The following is a 23235-nucleotide window of genomic DNA, read 5'->3' on the forward strand; positions in this document are numbered from 1 at the left end:
CGGCGGTGCGGTCAGGTGGTCTGCGGGCTCCCGCAGTCGGCGCAGAACCGCGCGCCCGTGGCGTTCTGCGCGCCGCACTCGCGGCACGCGGCGACCTGCGCGAGCCGCTCGCCGCACTCGCCGCAGAACTTGCCGCCGTCGACCTTGGCCGCGCACGACGGACACTGCGTCACGGCCTGGGTGCGCAGGTCGGTGCCGCCGACGAGATCGGTCGTCCGGAGCTGCTCCCGGAGCTGGTCGCGCCGCGCGTCGGCCTGGAGCTGGGAGAGCTCCTCCGCCTGCTTGGGGGAGCAGCGCACGCACTGACCGACGGCGTCGTTCCAGCAGACCTCGTGGCACATCCAGTCACCGCACCCGTGGCACTGGCGGAACGCGTCGCGCACCTCGCCGACGGCGGCGTCCATCGCCTTGTCCTTGGCCTGCGAGTTGGTCTGGCGGTCCGCGGCCCACGACCCCGCCGCGTAGGAGAGGTCGGCGACCTTGCCCCCGAACAACCGGCCCGCCGCCTGGATCAGGCTGCTGCCCTTCGCGACGACGTCGGTCTGGTAGGCGGAGCGGTAGCCGTTGCCGCAGCGCTCGCACCGGAACTCGAACTGGTAGCCACCGGCGTTCGACAGGTCGCGGACGTTGTCGGTGAAGGCGATGGGCGCGCTCATGGCAGGGACCTCGGCAGGCTCGGGGGTCGGCTTCCCCGCAGGCCAGGCCCGCGGGAGGGGGCATCATGGGGATTCCATGACCGCAGCGATGCTACCCACCGACCCTCGTCGCCCGGGCGGATCACCCGGGTGAAATCGGGCAGACCGCCGAGCGTGCGGGTGGGTCAGGGGTGGATGAGGCGGAGCGGGGCTGCGGCGGTGCGGACCGTGACCGTCTGTCCCCAGGAGGCGACGAGGCGGTCGTCCTCCACGCCGTCGCCGAACACGACGAGGCGGTCCGAGGCGACGGTGAGCGCGACGTCGTCGCCGTCCTCCACGACGCCCTCCGTGAGCGTGACGCCCGTCGCGGGCGACGGCCACGCCTCGCGGACGAACCAGCCGAGCCGGTGCTCGGTGCGCCCCGGTGCCGGGCGGCCGCCGCGGTCGTGCGCGAGCGACGCCCACCAGCCCGTCGCGCCCGTCCCCGTCGCGACGAGCACCCCCGACGACGACTGCCGCTCCTCGCCCGCCGCGCACCGCAGCGTGTAGCGCGCGCTCTGGTGGCTCGGGTGCCCGACGAACACCTCGTTGAGCGCGGTGAGGTGCTGGCCGTCGTCGAGGTCGGCGCGGACCATCGTGAGCGCGTCGACGGGCAGGACGGCCGCGCGGTCGGGCGCTCCCGCGGGGGCGTCGGCGTCGAGCCCGCGCAGGAGCGCCGTCGCCGCGGCCACCGAGTGCCGCACGAGCACACCGGCGTTGACGCCGGGCTCCGGGTCGACCCCGAGCACGGGCTGCCCGCGCAGGTACTTCGCGACGTTCGCGACGAGGCCGTCCTGCCCGACGACCACCACGACGTCCTCGGGCGCGACGAGGAACCGCGACAGGTCGGCCCGCTCGACGTCCGCGCGCGCCCAGCCCGCGGGGAGGGCGGCCACGACGGCGTCGCGCGCCGCGGAGAGCGCGTCGTGCCGTGCCTGGACCTCGGCGAGCGACCGCCCGCGTGAGCGGAGGAAGAACTCCGCCTGGCCCCGGGTCCCGTGCCGGTCCAGCAGGTCGTCGAGCTCCGTCCGGCGGTGCACGACGACGGCGCGTCGCCGCAGCATCGTCAGGCCGCCTTCCCGGTGGTACCCGACCCCGTGCCGTCCGGCGTGCCGCCCGGACGCGTGGCGCTCGGTCCGCCGTCGGGACGACCGAGCGCGCCGCCCAGGAGCGAGCCGAGCACACCCGTCAGGAGGTCGGGCGTGATGGTGAGGTTCTGGACGTCGGGGAGCGACCCGGCGGCCTCGCGGACCGCGAGCGCGAGGAGCGTGCCCTGCCCGGCGCTCGCGTAGACGTCCATGCGGGCCTGCTCCGCGGCGGCCTCGGCCGCGCCGACGACGCGCACCTGCTCGGCCTTCGCGTCGGTCGCGAGCTGCGCCCGCTCGGCGGTCGCGCGGGCGTCGACGAGTGCGGCGGCGGCCTTCTCCTCCGCCTCGCGCCGCGCGTTCGCGCCCTCCTGGGCGACGAGCCGTTCCCGCCGCGTGGCGAGCTCGATCCTGCTCGCGAGCTCGTTCTCGGCGATGGCGCGCTCGCGCTCGACGGCGAGGGCGCGGCGCTCGTAGGTCGCGCGGTCGGCCTCGGCCTGGACGTGCTCGCGCGCGGGCGTCTGGAGCGCGCGCTCGACGTCCTTCTCCGGCCGGACGGCGAGCACCTGGACGCCGATGACGACGATGCCCGTCGCGGTGAGGCGCGGGTCCGTGGTCAGCGCCCCGGTGAGGACGTCGCGCACGCGGGGCACGCCGCTCGTGAGCGCGTCGGCGAGCGGCATCGTCGCGAGCGCGTCGGCGGCCGTGCTCTGCGCGAGCCGGCCGACGATGCTCGTGACCTGGTCGCGACCTGCGGTGCTGGTCTCCCCGCTGCCCGGGTCGACCGCGAAGTCGAGGCGCTGCGACGCGACCACCGGGTCGGCGAACCGGTAGGTCACGCCGGCCTGGACGGTGACGTCCTGCTGGTCGGCGGTCACGGCGTGGAAGAAGACGGGCAGCTCCTGGTCGTCGACGGGGACCTCGGAGAGGACCGACGTCGTCGGGCGGAACCAGAACGCCTGCCCGACACCCTCGTGCGCGACGCGCCCGCGGCGCAGGTGGACGACGTGCCCGGTGGGGCTGCCGAGGAAGTGCCGGGTCCACGGGTAGGTGCGGATGGTGGCCATGGTCGTCTCCGATCTGTTCTCGTCATGGTGACGATAAGAGCGTAGGCACGTCGACACGTTCTCGTCAATCTGACGCGAATGTGCGACGATGGCTGCATGACCGAGCCTGTGAGCCCGCACGCCGACGTCCCGCCGACCGCCGCGCTCCTGCCCGTGACGGTCGACGTCGTCGCGCTCACGGTGCGCGACGACGCCCTCCACGTGCTCCTCGTCGAGCGCGGGGTCGACCCCTACCGCGGTGCGCTCGCCCTGCCCGGCGGCTTCGTCCTGCCGGGGGAGCGGCTCGCGCAGGCGGCGCGCCGCGAGCTCGCGGAGGAGACGGGCGTCCGCCCGCCCGGCCATCTCGAGCAGCTCCGCACCTACGGGCCGCTCGACCGCGACCCGCGCGGCCCGGTCCTCTCCGTCGCCTACCTGCTGCTCGCGCCGGAGTTCGGCGTCGTGCACGCGGGGTCAGACGCCGGGGGAGCGGCCTGGCACCCCGTCGAACCCCTGCTCCCCGCCGCCCCGGGCCCGTCGGCCGGGCCGGGCGTGCCGACGGCGTCGGGCGACCCGGCGCCGTCGGGAGGTCTCGCGTTCGACCACGCGCGGATCCTGGCCGACGGCGTCGAGCGCGCCCGCGCCAAGCTCGAGTACTCCGCGCTCGCGACCGCGTTCTGCCCGCCCGAGTTCACCGTCGCCGACCTGCGGCGCGTCTACGAGGCGGTGTGGGGCGTGCGGCTCGACCCCCGCAACTTCTCCCGCAAGGCCACCACGACCCCCGGCTTCCTCGCCGAGACCGGTCGCACGACGTCGGGCGGCACCGGTCGCCCCGCCACCCTCTACCGCGCCGCGCCGAACCCGGCATCCCTCCCCACGACCGTCCCCGCCCAAGGAGCGACCCCGGGTTCGGCGGCGGACCCGGACGACGCCCCGGCGAGCGTGCCCGCCGTCCTCGACCCGCCGCTCATGCGTCCGCGACGCTGACCGCCGCGGCGCGGACCGGGGAGAACTCCCCCTCGACAGCGGTGTGCCGCTGAGTACGCTCGCGCGCATGTCGACGTACAGCTACTGGCGCAGCGACCAGGGCAACATGCAGGCCCTCTCGGACGAGCTCGCCTCGCAGGCCGCGATGGCCCGGTCGCGGGAGGCGTCGCTCAACCGGCGGCTGCGCTCGCTCGAGGGGGACCTGTCGAGCCGCGTCGAGGTGCTCACGCGCCTCGTCAACGCGCTCATCGAGCTCGGCGAGGTGCGCGAGGAGCTCGCCCTGTTCACGCCCGCGCGCCGTGCGCGGGACGCGGCGCGCGCCCTGACGCGCGCCGTCGTGACGGGCGAGGGCGACGTGTCCCACCTGCGCCGGTCGCCCGACCTCGCCGACGTGCCCGGCTACTGGCTCGTCCCGGCCGCGCTCGCCGTCGCCGAGGTCGCGGCGGGCCACGTCGACGCGGAGGCCGCGCAAGAGGCGCTCCTGCGTGACCGTCGCCGCGCCGCGACGTACCTCGTCGCGGTGTGCACCCTGGTCGGACGGCCGGCTCTCGCGCGCGAGTGGACGCCCTGGGTGCTCGACGCCCCCGTCCTCCCGGCGGCGGGCTGGGGGAGCGCCGACGGCGCGCCCGGGCCGACGGCCGCGATCGGGCACCCGGAAGGGGTGCCCGAGGAGGTGCTCGTCACCGCCGCCGAGCGTGCGCTCTGGCTCGCGGCCGCAGCAGGGCACCTCGGGGACGACGGCGTGGCGGTCCTGCGCTCGGCGCTCGCCGATCGCGTCGCCCTGCTCGACGACGACGCGCACGCCCGCTGGCGCGCCCGGCTCCTCGAGGCCGCCCCCGCGCTCCCCGGGGGCGGGGGCGACTGGGGCACGCCCGAGACCGGGTCGGGCGACCGGTCCGGGACGCGTCGCCGTCCCGCGGCGCCCGACGCCCTGCCGCTGCTGCGGTCCTGGACCGCGTGGTCGCGTGCCGTCGCGGCGGGGGAGGTCGCGGTGCCCGCGCCGGCGCCCGGTCCGCTCGCCCTCGGGGCGTCGTCGGGCACCGCGGGCACGGCACCGGGTACCCCGGGCGCGGCCCCCGGCGCCGCTCCGACGCCGAGCGGCCCGCAGGTCCTGCGCGGCTCCCCGAGCGGGGTGCTGCTGGGCGTCGTCGGGTCGCTCGTGAACGAGGGCGCGCCCGTGGAGCGCGACCTGCTCGAACGGGCGGAGCTGCTGGCCGACCGCGTGGGGCGTGCGCCCGAGGACGACGGCCCGGAGTGGGACGCGTCCGCGGGGACGCTCGTCGACCTGCTCGTGGACGACGCGCGCGGGACCGACCCCGGGCTCGCCGCGCTGGCCGCCCCGTTGCTCGTCGACGACCTGCGCGCCGCGAGCCACGCGCGCGCCGCCGAGCTCGCGGCCGCCCCGGTGCCGTCGCGGGAACTGCGTCTCGCGGGCCGGACGGTCACGGTCACGCCGACCGAGGACGGCGCGGCGCTCGCCGCGACGGCGCGGTCGGAGCTCCTGGCGCGCCCCGTCGACGGGGTGTCGTGGGGCGTCGTCGGCGGGGTCGGCGCGATCGCGGTGGTCACGCTCGTGCTCGGGATCGCCGTCGCGCCGGCGTGGTTCGCCGTGGCCGTCGTCACCGGTGTCGTGGCGGCGTGGCAGTGGTTCGCGGGCGAGCAGCGCGCACGCGAGCAGCGCACCGACGCCCAGGCGCGTGCCGCCCGGTTCGACGTCGATCTCGCGCAGGCGCGCAGCACCGTCACCGCGGAGGCCGAGCGTGCCCGGACGCAGCGCGAGGCCGTCGCGACCGTCCTCGCCGACCTCGACGACACCCTCGCCGACCTGGGGGAACGCGCGCTCGCGTGACGGCTCGCCAGGGTCGGACGGCCGCGGTGCCCGGGTCGTCCGACCCTGCCCGTCCGGGCCTCTCGCCGCGTTCGAACAAGCGCTTCGAACACTGGATGAACTGTCGGTGAACAGTGGCCGAAGAATCCACAGGATGGTCGAGCGCGCTCCCACGGTGACCTCACCATGGAGAACGTGACCGAGACGCTCCTGCTGGTGCTCGTCGTCGTGACCGCACTGGCCTTCGACTTCACCAACGGCTTCCACGACACGGGCAACGCGATGGCCACGTCCATCGCCACCAAGGCCCTCAAGCCCAAGACCGCCGTCGCCCTCTCCGCCGTCCTCAACATGGTCGGGGCGTTCCTCTCCCTGGCCGTCGCGGCGACCATCGCGAAGGGCCTGGTCGACGCCAACGTCATCACCCTCGAGGTCGTCCTCGCGGGGCTCGTGGGCGGCATCACCTGGAACCTGCTGACCTGGTTGCTCGGCATCCCGTCGAGCTCCTCGCACGCCCTGATCGGCGGTGTCGTGGGCTCCGTGCTCGCGGCCGTCGGCACCCAGGGCGTCATCTGGAGCGGCGTCGCCGCGAAGGTGCTCATCCCCGCGCTGCTGGCCCCGCTCATCGCGGTCGGCGTCGCGAGCGTCGGCACGTGGGCGGTCGCACGGCTCACGCGCGACGTCCCCGAGGGCGTCTCGACCCGCGCGTTCCGCTGGGGCCAGGTCGGCTCCGCGTCGCTCGTCTCGCTCGCGCACGGCACCAACGACGCGCAGAAGTCGATGGGCATCATCCTGCTCGCGCTCATCGCGGCGGGCGCCGTGCCCGCGGACTCCAGCGTGCCGTTCTGGGTCATCCTGTCCTGCGCGTTCTTCATGGCGCTCGGCACCTACCTGGGTGGCTGGCGCATCATCCGCACGCTCGGCAAGGGCCTCGTCGAGATCGACACGCGTCAGGGCATGGCCGCCGAGACGTCGTCCGCGGCCGTCATCCTCATGTCGGGCCTGTTCGGCTACTCGCTCTCGACGACGCACGTCGCCACGGGCTCGATCCTCGGCTCGGGCGTCGGCATGCCGGGCGCCAAGGTCCGCTGGGGAGTCGCCGGCCGGATGCTCGCCGCCTGGGGCCTCACGCTCCCCGCCGCCGGGATCGTCGGCGCCGCGTGCTACGGCATCCAGCACCTGATCGGGGGCACGGCCGGGACGGTCGTCGTGTTCGCGATCCTCATCGTCACCTCGGCAGCCATCTGGGTCGCGTCGCGCCGCAAGCCGGTCGACCACACCAACGTCAACGACGCCTGGGAGGAGGGCGCGGTGGACGCCGGGCTCGAGTCCGAGGTCGTCGAGGCACGCGAGGCCGCGCTGGAGCGCCGGCTCGACATGGCCGACCCGTTCACCGACGCCGAGGCGCCTGCCGCCGCGTCGCCTGCGCCCGTCCCGGGCGCCCCGACCGTGACCTCGCCCGCCGCGCGTCAGCGCGCGAGCGTCTGACCCCGGCCGCCCGGAGGAGAGAACCGTGTTCGTCGAGATCGACTCCCTGCTCAAGGTCGTCGTCGCCGGCCTCGTCGTCGGCGCCGGCCTGCCCGCCCTGTTCGCGCTCGGGGTCCGGCTCGCCGCCGGTCGCGCCGTGCGCGTCGAGGTCGGCACCCCCGACGGCCGTCTCACGTCCGACGGCCGCACCGTGCGCGTCGAGCGGGCGTCGGGAGCGCGCCAGGTCGGCGCGGTCGTGTGCTTCGCCGTGGTCGTCGTCGCGATCGTGGTCGGCATCGCCTTCGTCGCGGGCGGCGGCCACTGACCCGGGCTACCCACCCCCGCTGAGTGCATGAGATAGTCGCGGTCGGATCGATCCGATCGCGACTGTTTCATGCACTCAGCGCGAGGCGAGGTCAGGCGGAGTCGCGCACCACGAGGGTCGGGTCGAACAGGACCGAGCGGGGCTCGGTCTCCGGGGTGTCGATGGCCGCGAGCAGGAGGCGGGCCATCTCCGCCGCCATCTCCTCGACGGGCTGACGGACCGTGGTGAGCGGCGGGTGCGCCTGGTGCGCGACCGTGGAGTCGTCGAACCCCACGACCGCGACGTCCTCCGGGACCCGCCGGCCCGACTCCTGCAGGACCGTGGACGCCCCGTCCGCCATGAGGTCGCTCGCGCCGAACACGCCGTCGACGTCGGGCCGGGCTGCGAGCAGCTCGCGCGCGGCCGCCTCGCCGCCCGCGCGCGTGAAGTCGCCCTCCACGACGAGCGGCTCGGGCAGGCCCGCGGCGCGCACCGCGTCGAGGAAGCCGTCGAGGCGGGCGCGGGCGAAGGGGACGTCGGTGGGCCCCGCGACGGTCGCCAGGCGCGTCCGGCCACGTGCCACGAGGTGCTCCGCCGCGAGCCTGCCGCCCGCCGCCTGGTCGAGGTCGACCCAGCTCACCCCGGCCGACTCGTCCGCGCCCGCGAGGTGCGTCGACAGCACGACGGGGACGGCCAGCGCGGCGAACCGGGCCGGGAGCGGGTCGCCGGTGCTCGACGTGACGAGCAGGACGCCGTCGACGTGCCCCTGGCGCACGTAGCGCACGACCTGGTCGTGCGCGGGCGGGTCGGCGGGCAGGATCGCGAGGTGGATGTCACGGGGGCGGAGCACCTGCTGCGCCCCGGCCGTCACCCGGCCGACGTACGGGTCGGTGAACAGGCGCTCCAGGAAGGGGCTGGCGTGGGGCCGCTCCGTCGGCTCGGAGACGACGAGCGCGACCGACCCGGTGCGCCGGGTGACGAGCGTGCGGGCCGCGAGGTTGGGGACGTAGCCCGTCTCGTCGATCGCCTTCTCGACCATCGCGACGATCGCCGGGTCGACCGTCTGCACGCCGTTGATGACGCGGGACACGGTGGCGCGGGAGACGCCCGCCACGGCCGCGACGGCCTCGAGCGTCGGGCGGGTATCGGGGCGACGGGCGGTCATGGCGTCAGTTATACCCGCCGCCGCGGGCGAGGCGCCGGTCAGCCCAGACGCTCCTTCGCGGCGAGCACCCGGACCACCGCGGCGTCGACCTTCGCGGCGAACGCCGGGTCGGTCGTCGCGCGCTCGACGACCGCCGCCACCATGGGCTGCACGACGCTCGGGTCCGCCGACGCGAGCACCATGTCGCCGCCCGCCTCGATCGTCAGGACCGCACGGTCGGCGGGCGACCACGCCTGCACCTGCCGCGCCGCGGACACGTCGTCCGTGATGACGACCCCGTCGAACCCGAGGTCGCCACGGAGCATCCCGTCCACGACGACGGGCGAGAACGCCGCGGGGAGCGACCCGTCGATCTGCGAGTAGACAGCCGTGGACGTCATGACGAACGCGGCGCCGGCCTCGATCCCCGACGCGAAGACCGCGACGGACGGGTCGTCGCGCGTCGTCACGTCGTCGGTGACCCCCGCGTCCGTGTCCGTGTTCTCGGTGACGCGCCCCAGCCCCGGGAAGTGCTTGATCGTCACGTCCACGCCGGACGCCTCCATGCCGGCGCTGAACGCGTTCGCGTGGGAGGTCACGACGTCGGGCGTGGAGCCGTAGTTCCGCTCGAAGTACCCGATCGGCGGGTTCTGCGCGGCCGTCCCCTCGGGCACGAGGTCCATGACGGGGGCGAGGTTGAGGTTCACGCCCGCGGCCGCGAGCTCGGCGCCCCAGGCCATCGCGTCCGCCTGGAGCGTCGCCGGGTCGAGCGTCGCCTGGTCCGTGGCCGTGGGGACCTGCGAGAACCCGGGGCCGCGCAGCACCTGGACGTAGCCGCCCTCCTGGTCGGTCGCGACGAACAGCGGCGTGCCGTTCGTGGTCTCCGGCGAGACGAGCGCGGTGAAGCCCGCGACGAGGTCCGCCGTCGGGCCGGTGCCGGCTTGTGACCGTCCCGCGAGGAACACGTTGCCGACGTGGAGCTGCGACACGGCGTCGTAGCTCTCCTGCTGCGGGGCGCGCACGTCCACGCCGACCATGAAGAGCTGTCCCACCTTCTGCTCGAGCGTCCACCCGGCCAGCGGGTCCGCGGGCGGGGTGGACGGGGTCGGGGGAGTGCCCGACGGCGACGGGTCGGGCGAGGCGGTCGGCGCGCCCGAGGGCGACGGGGCCCGGGCGGGGCCCGGGCGGGTCAGGTACCACGCGACCGCAGAGACGGCGGCGAGCGTGGTGACGACGGCGACGACGATCCAGGTGGTCCGGGCGCGGGTGGTCAAGACGGGCACCTCCAGCGGCCACCGTAGCCCGCTGGCGTTCGACGGGCGGAACCTGGGGCGGCGCGACATGATGCCCGCACGGGGTGCCGCGTCCCGGGGCAACGGTGCGTCGGGACCCGCGCGCCGCAGAACGACGTCACCGATCCTGGAGCCCGGCATGACCTATCGCTCGCCCACCCGTCCCGCCCTGCTCGACCGTGCTCGTCGGGCCACCGCCGCGCTCGTCGTCGCCGCGCTCGCGCTGGCGGGAGCGGTCGCTCTGGTGGCCGGCCCGCAGGCCCGACCTGCGGCGGCGGCGATCGGGTTCTGCCCCGACCCCGACGACTTCCCGAACATCGGCCCGCTGCCGATCTTCACGGACAACAACGTCGCCGTGTATGCGGGCGGGGACTACACGGCGACGGGGACCTCGGCCGAGAGCGAGGGCGTGCTCGTCGTGCGGGGGGACGCGACGTTCGACACCCCGGGGAGCTTCAACGTGGGCACGGTCGGTGCCGGGTCGGGCATCACCCCCGCGCCGGGGTCGCCCATGCTGCACGTCGGGGGCGTGATGAGCATCGCCGCCGGGACCAACGTCATCGTGGGCGCGAACCTCGACGGCGGCGGGGCGGTGCACGTCGGCGGGGACCTGGCGGACGCGGGCGGCCTCGACACCAACGGCGGCGCGGTCGAGACGAACATGGGCGCGGACGCGGCGATCGCGCCGTGGCAGGGCTTCCAGGACGCCGTCGTCGACACGTCGGCCGTGCTGGGCGCCGCGCCGGACACCGGCACGGCGGCGCGCGACGGCGGCCGCGTCACGTTCACCAGCACCGACCCGGCCAATACGACGCTCCAGGCGTTCACCGTCGACGCGGCGGCCCTCGACGGCGCGTCGGAGTTCTTCTTCGAGGGCATCCCGGAGGGCGCGCCGATCGTCGTCAACGTCGTCGGCGACGAGCCCGTCACCGTCTCGTCCGCGTACGTCGACATCAACGGCGAACGCGTCGACGACCCGGCGAACATCGGCAACGCGGCCGCGCGCACCCTGTGGAACTTCACGGGCACAGGCGACGTCACGGTGAGCGGTTCCGGGCAGTGGGTGGGCTCGATCCTGGTGCCGTCGGCGGACCAGGTGACGCTCACGGCGAGCACCAACGGGCGCGTCTACGCGGGGAACGACCTCACGACGTCGGGCAGCGGCAACGAGCAGCACAACTACCCCTGGATCGGGCCGGGGCCGTTCGACTGCATCCCGTCGGCGAGCTTCGTCGTCCAGAAGACCGTGACGGGCGAGGCCGCCGCCGACGTGCCCGCCGACACGACGTTCGACGTCGGGTACACGTACGAGGAGCCGGACGGGACGACCGGTGGCGACACGCTCGTCGTGCCGATCAGCGGCGCGCTCGTGAACGGACCGACGCTCCCGGTCGGCACCGTCGTGACGATCACCGAGACGAACCTGCCCACCGTGCCCGGTGTCGAGTGGGGCACGCCCGTCATCCAGGTGAACGGCGAGCCGCTCGGCGACCCCGCCCAGTTCACGATCCAGGAGAACCAGACCGTCACGGTGACCGTGGTGAACACGGCGAACGGCGGCGCCGTCCCGGTGGTGGGCGGGTTCTCCGTGGCCAAGGCCATGACGGGCGACGCCGCGGGGCTCGTCCCCGACGACACCGCGTTCCTCGTCGACTGGGAGGCCACCCTCCCTGAGGGGGCCACGTACGACGGCGACCTGTCGGGCACGCTGACCGTGCTCGCGGACGGGACCGTGGTGGACGGCCCGTCCGACCTGCCCGTCGGCACGACCGTCACGCTCACGGAGCAGACGCCGCTGCCGGAGATCGACGGTGTGGAGTGGGGCGAACCCGTGCTCAGCCCGGCGTCGCCGATCACGATCGTCGAGGGCGCGACCGGGGTCGCGGTCACGGTGACCAACGTCGCGGACGCCGTGGTCGGCGGCTTCACGGTCCAGAAGGCGCTCGAGGGCGGCGCGGCCGACGTCGTCCCGCCCGGCACCGCGTTCCTCGTCGACTGGACCGCGACCGTCCCCGCCGGCGTCGTGTACGACGGTGACACGTCGGGCACGCTGACCGTCCTCGCGGACGGGACCGTGACGGGCGGACCGTCGGACCTGCCGATCGGCACGACCGTGACCCTCGTCGAGCAGCCGCTGCCCGACGTCGGCGGCGTCGTGTGGGGTCTGCCCACCCTCGAGCCGGCGTCCCCGATCACGATCGTCGAGGGGCCGACGGGCGTCGCGGTGACCGTGACGAACACGGCGAACGCGCCGGAGGAGGTCGGCGGGTTCGCGGTGCAGAAGTCCGTCACGGGCGACGCGTCCGGGGCGGTGCCGCCGGACGCCGCGTTCGTCGTCGCCTGGGAGGCTGAGCTGCCGCCCGACTCCGGCTACGAGGGCCCGACCTCCGGGACGGTGACCGTGCTCGCGGACGGGACCGTGGTGGACGGCCCGCAGGACCTGCCCGAGGGCACGGTCGTGACGTTCACGGAGCAGACCATGCCCGACGTCCCCGGCGTCGACTGGGGGCAGCCCACCGTCTCGCCCGGCACCGTGACGATCGGCGAGGGGGACGCCGTCGCGGGCGTCGTCGTGACGAACACGGCGACCGCGCAGGTCGGCGGGTTCTCGCTCGCGAAGGCGGTCGAGGGCGACCTCGCCGGGAGCGTGCCGCCCGGGACGGCGTTCGAGGTCGAGTGGTCCGCGACCCTGCCCGCGGGCTTCGCGTACGACGGCCCGCTCGCGGGGTCGCTGACCGTGCTCGCCGACGGCACGGTGGTCGACGGCCCGCAGGACCTCCCGGTGGGGACGGTCGTGACGTTCACCGAGATCAACCTGCCGGAGGTCGACGGCGTCGTCTGGGGCGCTCCCACGTTCTCCCCGGGTTCCGTGACGGTCGGCAACGAGGAGAACACCCTCGTCACGCTGACCAACACCACGCAGGACGTGGCCGAGGTCGGCGGGTTCTCCGTCGCCAAGGAGGTGACCGGCGACCGCGCGGACCTCGTGCCCGCCGACACCGAGTTCACCGTCGCGTACTCGTACGAGCTCGACGGCACCCTCGTCGGCGGGTACCTCCAGGTCCCGGCCGACGGGACGGTCGTCGCCGGCCCGCAGAACCTCCCCGTCGGCACGGTCGTCACGTTCACGGAGGCGGACCTGCCCGACATCCCCGGCGTCGCATGGGGCGTCCCGACGTTCAGCCCGCCGACGCTCGTCGTCGGAGACGGGGAGGACACGCAGGTCACCGCGACCAACACGGCGAACGAGGCGGTCGGCGGGTTCTCCGTGGTCAAGCGGGTGACCGGCGAGGCGTCCGACGCCGTCCCCGCGGCCACGGAGTTCGTCGTGGGCTACGCGTACGACGGCCCGGACGGCACCGTCACCGGGTCGCTCACCGTCCGCGCCGACGGGGTCGCGGTCGACGGCCCGCAGAACCTGCCCGTGGGGACCGTCGTCCGGCTCACCGAGACGGGCGTGCCCGAGATCGGCGGGGTCGACTGGGGCACGCCGACCTTCACGGTCGAGGGGACGGTGGTCACCGAGGTGACGGTGGGCGACGGCACGGTGGTCGTGACGCTCACCAACGCCGCGGAGGACGAGGAGCTCGCGATCACCGGCACCGACGCGGTGCTCGTGACCGTCCTCGCCCTGACCTTCCTCGCGACCGGCAGCGCGCTCCTGCTGCTCCGCGCCCGACGTCGCCGCCTCGCCTGACGAGCACCGAACCGACGGCCGGCATCCCGCGGGGTGCCGGCCGTCGTCGTGTCGGGGAGGACGAGGTGGGTCCGATCCGACCAAGCCACTCAAGAGGACGAGACCGAGATCACAGCGCAGAATGCGTCATGGGGGAAGAGCCGCGATGTCTCAGAGACAGAGGACGGCGCCGCGATCCTGGGCGCCGTCGCCCGCCTGACCAGGAGCGCGCATGACCCGAGGTTCCCGACCCCGAACGTTCGACCCGTTGCGACGCGTCGTCGCCGCCGTCACGGCCGCGACGCTGGCGTTCGCCGGGGCGGTGGTGCTGGTCACCGGACCGCAGGCCGTTCCCTCGTTCGCCGCGGTCGGGCAGTGCCCGGACCCGGGCCAGTTCCCCGGCATCGGGAACTTGCCGCCGGTGTTCACCGACAACAACGCCGCCGTCTACACGGGGGGGAACTTCCTGGCCACGGGCTCGGCCTCCGAGGCCGAGGGCGTGCTGGTCGTCGAGGGGAACGCGACGTTCAACCGGACCCTCAGTGGGAACTCGTTCAACGTCGGCACGGTCGGGGCGGGTTCGCAGATCGCGCCGGACCCCGGCACGGTCATGCTCCACGTGGGTGGCACCCTCGATGTCGTCGCACCGACGAACGTCATCGTGGGCGCGGGCTACCAGGACCAAGGGGGCGGCGACGTCCAGGTCGGCTCGACGAAGACCGGGACCGGGACGGTCGACACGAACAACGGCGAGCTGCGGCAGAACCTCGGGGAGGCGCCCGCGCTCGCGCCGTTCGGCAACTTCGGGGATCAGGTCTCCCAGGCCTCTACGGCGTTCGCCGGTCTGACCGGGACGCCCGCCGCGGTGGCGGGCAACATCGCGACCTTCGACGGCTCGACGAGCGCCGACCTCCACGTGTTCACGGTGGACGCCGCAGCGCTCAACGGCGTGAACACCCTCAACTTCGACGGGTTCGCCGACGGCTCCCCGATCGTCATCAACGTGGTGGGCGGCCCCGTCGACTTCCAGCCCAACTACTTCGCTGCGAACAACGTCCGGTTCGACGACTTCGCCAGCCCCGACTTCGGCAACTGGGCCTCGCGGATCATGTGGAACTTCGTCGACGCCGACGCGGTCCAGCTCGGCCCGGCGGGGGCGGCACAGTTCATGGGGTCGGTCCTGGCACCGGCGGCGGACGTGCAGCTCTACAACCACATGAACGGGCGCGTCTACGTGGGCGGCGACCTCACCTTCGGGGGCGAGGGCTCGCAGAGCGGCCTGGAGATCCACAACTACCCGTGGATCGGACCGGGGCCGTTCAACTGCGTCCCGACGTCGAGCTTCGTCGTGCAGAAGACGGTGACGGGCGCTGCCGCGGCGGACGTCCCGGCCGGGACCGTGTTCACGGTCCACTACTCGTACGTCACCCCGGCGCCGGACAGCGAGACCGGCGAGGGCGACCTCGAGGTGCCGCTCAACGGCAACCTCGTCGCAGGCCCGGACCTTCCCGTCGGGACCGTCGTGACGATCTCGGAACCGACGTTGCCCAGCATCCCCGGTGTCTCGTGGGGCTCGCCGGTGTTCCGGGTCAACGGGGACGTGGTGAGCGACCCCGCCTCGTTCACCGTCGTGGACGGCACGATGATGACCGTGACGGTGGTCAACACCGCGAACGTCGGCGGTCCCGTCGGCGGGTTCTCGGTGCAGAAGGCGCCGCTCCAGGGCAACGCGGCGGGCGCCGTCGACCCCGCGACGGAGTACCAGGTCCAGTGGGCGGCCGAGATCCCGAGTGGCTCTACGTACGACGGGGAGCTGAACGGCACGCTCACCGTGCTCGCGGGTGGCGCGGTCGTCGACGGCCCCCAGGACCTGCCGGTCGGCACGATCGTGACGTTCACGGAGGTCACGCCCGACCCGGTCGACGGCGTCGTCTGGGCGACGCCCGTCGTCGAGCCGTCGACCGTGACGGTCGGCGAGGGCCAGAACGTGCTCGTCACGGTGACCAACACGGCGACCTCGCAGGTCGGCGGGTTCACGGTCGTGAAGATCGTGGACGGCAACGCCGCGGGGCTGGTCCCGGGTGACACGGCGTTCACCGTGACGTGGACCGCCGACATCCCCGACGGCGTCGTCTACGAGGGGGAGACGACCGGCGAGGGCGTGATCCTCGCGGACGGCACGGTCTACGCCGGACCCGTCGACCTCCCCGTCGGGACGGTCGTCACGTTCACGGAGGTCGCGCCGCCGGTGATCGACGGCGTCGTGTGGGGCACGCCGTCCATCAGTCCTGCCGAGCTCACGGTGGGCCAGGGCCAGCCGGCGATCGTCCAGGTGACGAACACCGCGAGCACCGTGAACGGCGGGTTCACGGTGCACAAGGAGCTCCTGGGCAACGCCTCGGGTGCGGTGCCGGGCGACACGGAGTTCCTCGTGGACTGGGCGGCGACGCTGCCGACCGGGGTCACCTACGGCGGTCCTCTCGCCGGCACGCTGACCGTGCTCGCGGACGGGACCGTGGTGGACGGCCCGCAGGACCTCCCGGTCGGGACGGTCGTGACGTTCGCCGAGCAGACGCCGTTCCCCGAGGTCGACGGCGTCCAGTGGGGCAGCCCGATCGTCTCGCCCGAGTCGCTCGTCGTGAGCGAGAACGGCGGGCAGCCCGTCGCGGTGACGGTCACGAACGTCGCGACCTCCGTCGACGGCGGGTTCACGCTCCAGAAGGCGCTCGCGGGGAACGCGTCGGGCGCCGTACCGGACGACACCGAGTTCCTCGTGGACTGGTCGGCGGTGCTGCCGACGGGCGTGACGTACGACGGCGCCCTCTCCGGCACGCTGACGGTGCTCGCGGACGGGACCGTCGTGGACGGCCCGCAGAACCTCCCGGTGGGTACCGTCGTGACGCTCACGGAGCAGACCCCCCTGCCGGCCGTGCCGAACGTCGTCTGGGGCGAGCCGTCGTTCGACCCGGGCGCGCAGGTGACCATCACCGAGAACGGTGGTGAGGCGGTCGGGATCACCGTGACCAACATGGCGACCAGCACCGTGGGCGGGTTCGCGGTCGCCAAGGACGTCGCCGGCGACGCCGAGGGCCTCGTACCGGGGAGCACGCCGTTCTCCGTGACGTGGGTCGCGACGCTCCCCGCGGGCGTCACGTACGAGGGCCCGGTCACCGGGACGCTGACCGTCCTCGCGGACGGGACCGTCGTGGACGGACCGCAAGACCTCCCGGTCGGGACGACCGTGACGTTCTCCGAGCCGACGCTCCCGACGATCCCGAACGTCGTCTGGGGCGAACCGTCGTTCGACCCCGCCACGCTGACGGTCACCGAGACCGGGGACACCCCCACGCTCGTGACCGTGACCAACACGGCGTCGAGCGTCGTGGGTGGCTTCACGCTCCAGAAGGACGTCCAGGGGAACGCAGCCGGGATCGTGCCCGACATCACCACGTTCACGGTCGCCTGGACCGCGGTCCTGCCCCCGGACGTCGCCTACGACGGCCCGCTCACCGGGACGCTGACGGTACGGGCCGACGGGACTGTCGTGGACGGACCGGCGGACCTCCCGGTGGGCACCGTGGTGACCTTCGCCGAGCAGACCCCGCTGCCCGAGGTCGGTGACGTCGTGTGGGGCCCGCCGTCGTTCACCCCGGCGCAGCTCACCGTCACCGAGAACGACGGCGAGCCCGTCGCGGTCACGGTGACGAACACCGCGAACTCGGTCGTCGGGTCGTTCGGCGTCGCGAAGACGGTCGCGGGCAACGCCGCCGGGCTGGTGCCCCGCGACACCGCGTTCCTCGTGGACTGGAGCGCCGACGTCCCCGACGGCGTCGAGTACGACGGCGACACGTCCGGCACGCTCACCGTCCTCGCGGACGGCACGGTCGTCGACGGCCCGACCGACCTGCCGGTCGGGACGGTCGTGACCCTGAGCGAGCAGACCCCGCTCCCGGAGATCGACGGCGTCGTGTGGGGCACGCCGTCGTACGACCCCGGCACCACGGTCACCATCACCGAGAACGCCGGCGCGCCCGTCGTCGTGACGCTGACGAACACCGCGACCACGGTGGACGGCGGGTTCTCGGTCGCCAAGGCGCTGACCGGGAACGCGGCCGGGCTGGTACCCGGCGACACCGCGTTCCTCGTCGACTGGTCCGCGGTGCTGCCCGACGGGGTCACGTACGCGGGTCCGCTGACCGGGACGGTGACCGTGCTCGCGAGCGGGGCCGTCGTCGACGGCCCGCAGGACCTCCCGGTGGGCACCACGGTGACGTTCACCGAACGCACGCCGCTGCCGTCGGTCGACGGCGTGGTCTGGGGCGTGCCGACCTTCGCGCCCGCGTCGACGGTCGTCGTCGTGGAGAACGGGGGCGACCCCGTCGCGGTGACGGTCACCAACACGGCCACGACGGTGAACGGCGGGTTCACGGTGGCCAAGGCCGTGACGGGGAACGCCGCCGGCCTCGTGCCGGACGACACGGAGTTCCTGGTCTCGTGGTCGGCGGCCCTCCCGCAGGGCGTCACGTACCCCGGTGCGCTGACCGGCATCCTCACGGTCCTCGCGGACGGGACGGTCGTGGACGGTCCGGCAGACCTGCCGGTCGGGACGGTCGTGACGTTCACGGAGCAGACCCCGCTGCCCGACGTCGAGAACGTCGTCTGGGGGACCCCCGCGTTCACGCCGGGCGCCCAGGTGACGATCGTCGAGGGCGCGACGGGCGTCGAGCTCACGGTGACGAACACGGCGACGAGCGTCGTCGGCGGGTTCACGCTGCAGAAGGACGTCCAGGGGGACGCAGCCGGGATCGTGCCCGACGGCACGGAGTTCCTGGTCGACTGGACCGCGACGCTCCCCGACGACGTGACCTACGAGGGCGACCTGTCCGGGACGCTGACGCTCCTGGCGGACGGGACCGTCGTGAACGGTCCGCAGGACCTGCCGGTGGGCACGGTCGTGACGTTCGCCGAGCAGACGCCGCTGCCCGAGGTGCCGAACGTGGTCTGGGGCACCCCGACGTACGCGCCGGGCACCGAGCTCACGGTCACCGAGAACGGTGGTACGCCCGTCGCGGTGACAGTGACGAACACGGCGACGAGCGTCGTCGGCGGGTTCACGGTCCAGAAGGCGCTCGCGGGGAACGCTGCGGGCGCGGTGCCGCCCGGCACGGAGTTCCAGGTCGACTGGACGGCGGTGCTGCCCGAGGGGGTGACCTACGAGGGCGACCTCTCCGGGAGCCTCACGGTGCTGGCGGACGGGACCGTCGTGGACGGACCGGCGGACCTGCCGGTGGGCACGGTCGTGACGTTCACGGAGCAGACGCCGCTGCCCGACGTCCCGAACGTGGTCTGGGGGAGCCCGGCGTTCGCGCCGGGTGCCGAGGTGACGATCGTCGAGGGCGCGACGGGGGTCGAGCTCACCGTGACGAACACGGCGACGAGCGTCGTCGGCGGCTTCACGCTGCAGAAGGCCGTGACGGGGAACGCCGCTGGTCTCGTGCCGGGCGACACCGCGTTCTCCGTGACCTGGGTGGCGACCCTCCCTGCGGGCGTGACGTACGACGGGTTCCTCACCGGGACGCTGACGATCCTGGCCGACGGAACAGTCGTGGACGGCGCGCAGGACCTGCCGGTGGGGACCACGGTGACGTTCACCGAGGCGACGCCTCCCGCGCTCGACGGCGTCACGTGGGGCGCGGTGTCCGTGGACCCCGCGACGCTGACGGTCACCGAGAACGGTGGGGCGCCGTCCGCGGTGACCGTGACGAACACCGCGAACGCGGTGACCGGGTCGTTCGGGGTGGCCAAGGCGCTCGCGGGCGACGCGGCCGGCGTGGTCCCGGACGACACGGCGTTCCTCGTCGACTGGACCGCGACGATCCCGCCCGGGGTCGACTACGACGGCGACACGTCCGGCACGCTGAGCGTGCTCGCAGACGGGACGGTCGCGGACGGCCCGGCGGACCTGCCGGTCGGGACGGTCGTGACGTTCGCGGAGCAGACGCCGCTCCCCGAGGTCGAGAACGTGGTCTGGGGGCCGCCGGAGCTCTCCCCGGAGTCGGTGACGATCGCCGAGGGCGACGAGCCGGTCGTGGTGACGGTGACGAACACGGCGACGAGCGTCGTCGGCGGGTTCTCGCTGGCGAAGTCGGTCGGGGGCGACGCGGCCGGGATCGTGCCGGACGACACCGCGTTCCTCGTGGACTGGACGGCGACCCTGCCGGACGGCGTGACCTACGACGGGACCCCGTCGGGCACGCTCACGGTGCTCGCCGACGGGACGGCCGTGGACGGTCCGCAGGACCTGCCCGTGGGCACGGTCGTCACGTTCGCCGAGCAGACCCCGCTGCCCGAGGTCGAGAACGTCGTGTGGGGCACCCCGACGTACGCGCCGGGCGCCGAGCTGACCATCACGGAGAACGACGGGCAGCCCGTCGCGGTGACGGTGACGAACACGGCGACGAGCGTCGTCGGCGGGTTCGCCGTGCAGAAGGCGCTGGCCGGGGACGCGGCGGGCATCGTGCCGGGCGGGACGGAGTTCTTGGTCGACTGGACCGCGGTGCTGCCCGGCGGCGTGACGTACGAGGGTGACCTGTCCGGGACGCTGACGGTGCTCGCGGACGGGACCGTCGTGGACGGCCCGCAGGATCTGCCGGTGGGCACGGTCGTGACGTTCGCGGAGCAGGCTCCGCTGCCGGAGGTCGAGAACGTCGTGTGGGGCGACCCGGTCGTCTCCCCGGAGTCGGTGACCGTCACGGAGACGGGCGAGACACCGACCCTCGTGACGGTGACGAACACCGCGACGAGCGTCGTGGGCGGGTTCGCCGTGGCCAAGGCGCTCGCGGGGAACGCGGCGGGGGTCGTGCCGGACGGCACGGAGTTCCTCGTCGACTGGACGGCGACCCCGCCCGACGGTGTGACGTACGACGGCGACCTGTCCGGGACCCTCACGGTGCTCGCGGACGGGACCGTCGTGGACGGCCCGCAGGACCTGCCGGTGGGGACGGTCGTGACGTTCGCCGAGCAGACACCGCTGCCCGACGTCCCGGACGTCGTCTGGGGGACCCCGGAGATCTCGCCGGAGTCCGTGACGATCACGGAGACCGGGGACACCCCCACCGAGGTCACCGTGACGAACACGGCGACGAGCGTCGTCGGCGGCTTCACGCTGCAGAAGTCCGTCATCGGCGACGCCGCGGGGATCGTGCCGGGCGACACGGAGTTCTCCGTGACGTGGGTCGCGACCCTCCCGCCGGACGTGACGTACGACGGGTTCCTCACGGGGACGCTGACCGTCCTGGCGGACGGGACGGTCGTCGACGGTCCGCAGGACCTCCCGGTGGGGACCACCGTGACGTTCACCGAGGCCACGCCTCCGCCCGTCCCGGACGTCACGTGGGGCGCGGTCTCCGTGGACCCGGCGACGCTGACGATCACCGAGAACGCCGGCGAGCCGTCCGCGGTGACGGTGACCAACACCGCGAACGCGGTGACGGGGTCGTTCGGGGTGGCCAAGGCGCTCGCCGGGAACGCGGCCGGCGCGGTGCCGGACGACACGGCGTTCCTCGTGGACTGGTCGGCGACGCTGCCCGACGGCGTGACGTACCCCGGCCCGCTGACCGGAACCCTCACCGTCCTCGCGGACGGCACGATCGCCGACGGCCCGGCGGACCTGCCGGTCGGGACGGTCGTGACGTTCGCGGAGCAGACGCCGCTGCCCGACGTGCCGGACGTCGTGTGGGGCACGCCGGAGCTCTCGCCGGAGTCGGTGACGATCGCCGAGGGCGACGAGCCGGTCGTGGTGACGGTGACGAACACGGCGACGAGCGTCGTCGGCGGGTTCGCCGTGGCCAAGGCGCTGGCCGGGAACGCGGCCGGTCTCGTGCCGGACGACACGGAGTTCCTGGTGGACTGGTCCGCGGTGCTGCCCGACGGCGTGACGTACGACGACCCGCTCACCGGCACCCTCACGGTGCTGGCGGACGGGACCGTCGTGGACGGCCCGCAGGACCTGCCTGTCGGCACGGTCGTGACGTTCGCCGAGCAGACGCCGCCCGACGTGGCGGACGTGGTCTGGGGCGACCCGGTCTTCTCCCCGGAGTCGGTGACGATCACGGAGACCGGGGACACCCCCACCGAGGTCACCGTGACGAACACGGCGACGAGCGTCGTCGGCGGCTTCTCGCTGCAGAAGGCGCTGATCGGCGACTCGGCCGGGGTCGTCCCGGGCGACACGGCGTTCCTCGTGGACTGGTCGGTGGTCCTGCCCGACGGCGTGACGTACGACGACCCGCTCACCGGCACCCTCACGGTGCTCGCGGACGGGACCGTCGTGGACGGCCCGCAGGACCTGCCCGTGGGCACGGTCGTGACGTTCGCGGAGCAGACGCCGCTGCCGGGGGTCCCGGGCGTCGCGTGGGGCGAGCCGAGCCTCGACCCCGAGGGCGCGCTGACGATCACGGAGAACGGCGGCGAGCCCGCGGCCGTGACCGTCGTCAACACTGCGGACACCGTCTTCGGCACGTTCACCGTCGCGAAGACGCTCACCGGCGCCGCGGCCGGCGCCGTCCCGGAGGACACGGCGTTCACCGTGACCTGGTCGGCGACCGTGCCCGACGGCGTCGCGTTCGACGGCCCGACGAGCGGCACGCTCACGGTCCTCGCGGACGGGACGGTCGTCGACGGACCCGAGCTGCCGTACGGCTCCGCCGTGACGCTCGCCGAGCCGACGTTCCCCGACGTCCCCGGGATCACGTGGGGCACGCCGTCGTTCGACCCGACCACGGTCGTGGTCGGGGACGCCGGCGCCCCGGTGGCGGTCACGGTGACGAACACGGCGGTCGCGCAGGCCGGCGGGTTCACCGTGCACAAGGAGGTCGGCGGCGAGGCCGCGAGCCTCGTCCCGGTCGGCACGGCGTTCCAGGTCGACTGGACCGCCGTGCTCCCGGGAGGGGTCGAGTACGACGGCGCCACGGGGGGCACGCTCACCGTCCTCGCCGACGGCACCGTGGTTGCCGGGCCGCAGGACCTGCCCGCGGGGACCGAGGTGACGTTCACCGAGCGCACCCCGCTGCCGGAGGTCCGGGGCGTCCTCTGGGGCGAGCCGACGTTCGCGGTGGACGGCGTGGCCGTCGACCCGGCGACTCTCACGGTCGTCGCGGACACCGCGGTCGCGGTCACCCTGACCAACGCCGCGAACGACGCGCACCTCGTCGGCGGGTTCGCCGTGCACAAGGTCGTCGCCGGGAACGCGGCGGGCCGGGTGCCCGACGACACCACGTTCACGGTCACCTGGACCGCCGACGTCCCAGGCGGGACGCTCTACGCCGGCCCGACGTCCGGGCGGCTCACGATCCGCGCCGACGGCACGGTCGTCACCGGCCCGGCGGACATCCCCGAGGGGACCGTGGTGACGCTCGGCGAGGTGGACCTGCCGGAGATCGACGGCGTCCGGTGGGGCACGCCGGCCTTCACGGTCGACGGCGAGCGCACCACCGGGCTGACGGTCGCCGTCGGCGAGGTCGCGGACGTGACGCTCACCAACACGGCGAGCACGACCGGGGGCCTCGCCGTGACCGGCGCGACCACGGGCGGGCTCGTCGGCCTGGGTGCGCTGCTCGTCCTCGGCGGGGCCGCGCTGCTCGCCGTGACGCGGCGCCGCCGGACCGCCTGACGGGCGGGACGCCGTCGCTCACCGCGACGCACGACGGGCCGGTCACCCCGCGGGGTGACCGGCCC

General features: G+C 74.3%; 11 protein-coding genes. 6 read left to right on the plus strand and 5 right to left on the minus strand.

Annotated features, from left to right (window positions below; all coding sequences use genetic code 11):
- Positions 1-11: 11 nt before the first annotated feature.
- The 3 genes from FIC82_RS03615 to FIC82_RS03625 form a co-directional block, all read right to left on the minus strand.
- On the minus strand, positions 12-656 hold the full coding sequence (locus FIC82_RS03615) for a zinc ribbon domain-containing protein (protein ID WP_154797597.1): 645 nt from the start codon (positions 654-656) through the stop codon (positions 12-14).
- A gap of 164 nt (positions 657-820) precedes the next feature.
- Positions 821-1738, minus strand: coding sequence for a diacylglycerol kinase catalytic domain-containing protein (locus tag FIC82_RS03620; RefSeq protein WP_154797598.1), 918 nt, complete (start codon positions 1736-1738; stop codon positions 821-823).
- A gap of 2 nt (positions 1739-1740) precedes the next feature.
- Positions 1741-2826: an SPFH domain-containing protein gene (locus tag FIC82_RS03625; protein ID WP_154797599.1), complete on the minus strand. Its 1086-nt coding sequence runs from the start codon at positions 2824-2826 to the stop codon at positions 1741-1743.
- A gap of 96 nt (positions 2827-2922) precedes the next feature.
- Here FIC82_RS03625 and FIC82_RS03630 point away from each other — a divergent pair, with 96 nt between their 5' ends.
- The 4 genes from FIC82_RS03630 to FIC82_RS03645 all read left to right on the plus strand — a co-directional run bounded on the left by FIC82_RS03630 (position 2923) and on the right by FIC82_RS03645 (position 7409).
- Positions 2923-3789, plus strand: coding sequence for an NUDIX hydrolase (locus FIC82_RS03630; RefSeq protein WP_154797600.1), 867 nt, complete (start codon positions 2923-2925; stop codon positions 3787-3789).
- 67 nt (positions 3790-3856) lie between these two features.
- On the plus strand, positions 3857-5638 hold the full coding sequence (locus tag FIC82_RS03635) for a serine/threonine-protein kinase (RefSeq protein WP_154797601.1): 1782 nt from the start codon (positions 3857-3859) through the stop codon (positions 5636-5638).
- Between the two features lie 165 nt (positions 5639-5803).
- On the plus strand, positions 5804-7105 hold the full coding sequence (locus FIC82_RS03640; RefSeq protein ID WP_154797602.1) for an inorganic phosphate transporter: 1302 nt from the start codon (positions 5804-5806) through the stop codon (positions 7103-7105).
- 25 nt (positions 7106-7130) lie between these two features.
- Positions 7131-7409, plus strand: coding sequence for a hypothetical protein (locus FIC82_RS03645; RefSeq protein ID WP_168731454.1), 279 nt, complete (start codon positions 7131-7133; stop codon positions 7407-7409).
- A 91-nt stretch (positions 7410-7500) separates the two neighbouring features.
- On the opposite strand, the gene FIC82_RS03650 is transcribed toward FIC82_RS03645, so the two are convergent.
- Both FIC82_RS03650 and FIC82_RS03655 read right to left on the minus strand, forming a co-directional pair.
- Positions 7501-8553, minus strand: a complete 1053-nt coding sequence (locus FIC82_RS03650) for a LacI family DNA-binding transcriptional regulator (RefSeq protein ID WP_154797603.1) — start codon at positions 8551-8553, stop codon at positions 7501-7503.
- A 38-nt stretch (positions 8554-8591) separates the two neighbouring features.
- A complete protein-coding gene (locus tag FIC82_RS03655) occupies positions 8592-9815 on the minus strand; it encodes a glycoside hydrolase family 3 N-terminal domain-containing protein (RefSeq protein ID WP_253691403.1) in 1224 nt (407 codons plus the stop codon).
- 148 nt (positions 9816-9963) lie between these two features.
- Between FIC82_RS03655 and FIC82_RS03660 the strand changes: the two genes are divergently transcribed.
- Entirely contained in the window at positions 9964-13521 is a 3558-nt protein-coding gene (locus FIC82_RS03660) for a DUF5979 domain-containing protein (protein ID WP_168731455.1), read from the plus strand.
- A 211-nt stretch (positions 13522-13732) separates the two neighbouring features.
- The gene (locus FIC82_RS03665; RefSeq protein WP_154797606.1) at positions 13733-23170 is read left to right on the plus strand and encodes a DUF5979 domain-containing protein; all 9438 of its coding nucleotides are present in this window, start codon (positions 13733-13735) and stop codon (positions 23168-23170) included.
- Positions 23171-23235: the final 65 nt, after the last annotated feature.

It is taken from the genome of Cellulosimicrobium protaetiae (assembly GCF_009708005.2).
GTDB classification, from domain to species: Bacteria; Actinomycetota; Actinomycetes; order Actinomycetales; family Cellulomonadaceae; genus Cellulosimicrobium; species Cellulosimicrobium protaetiae.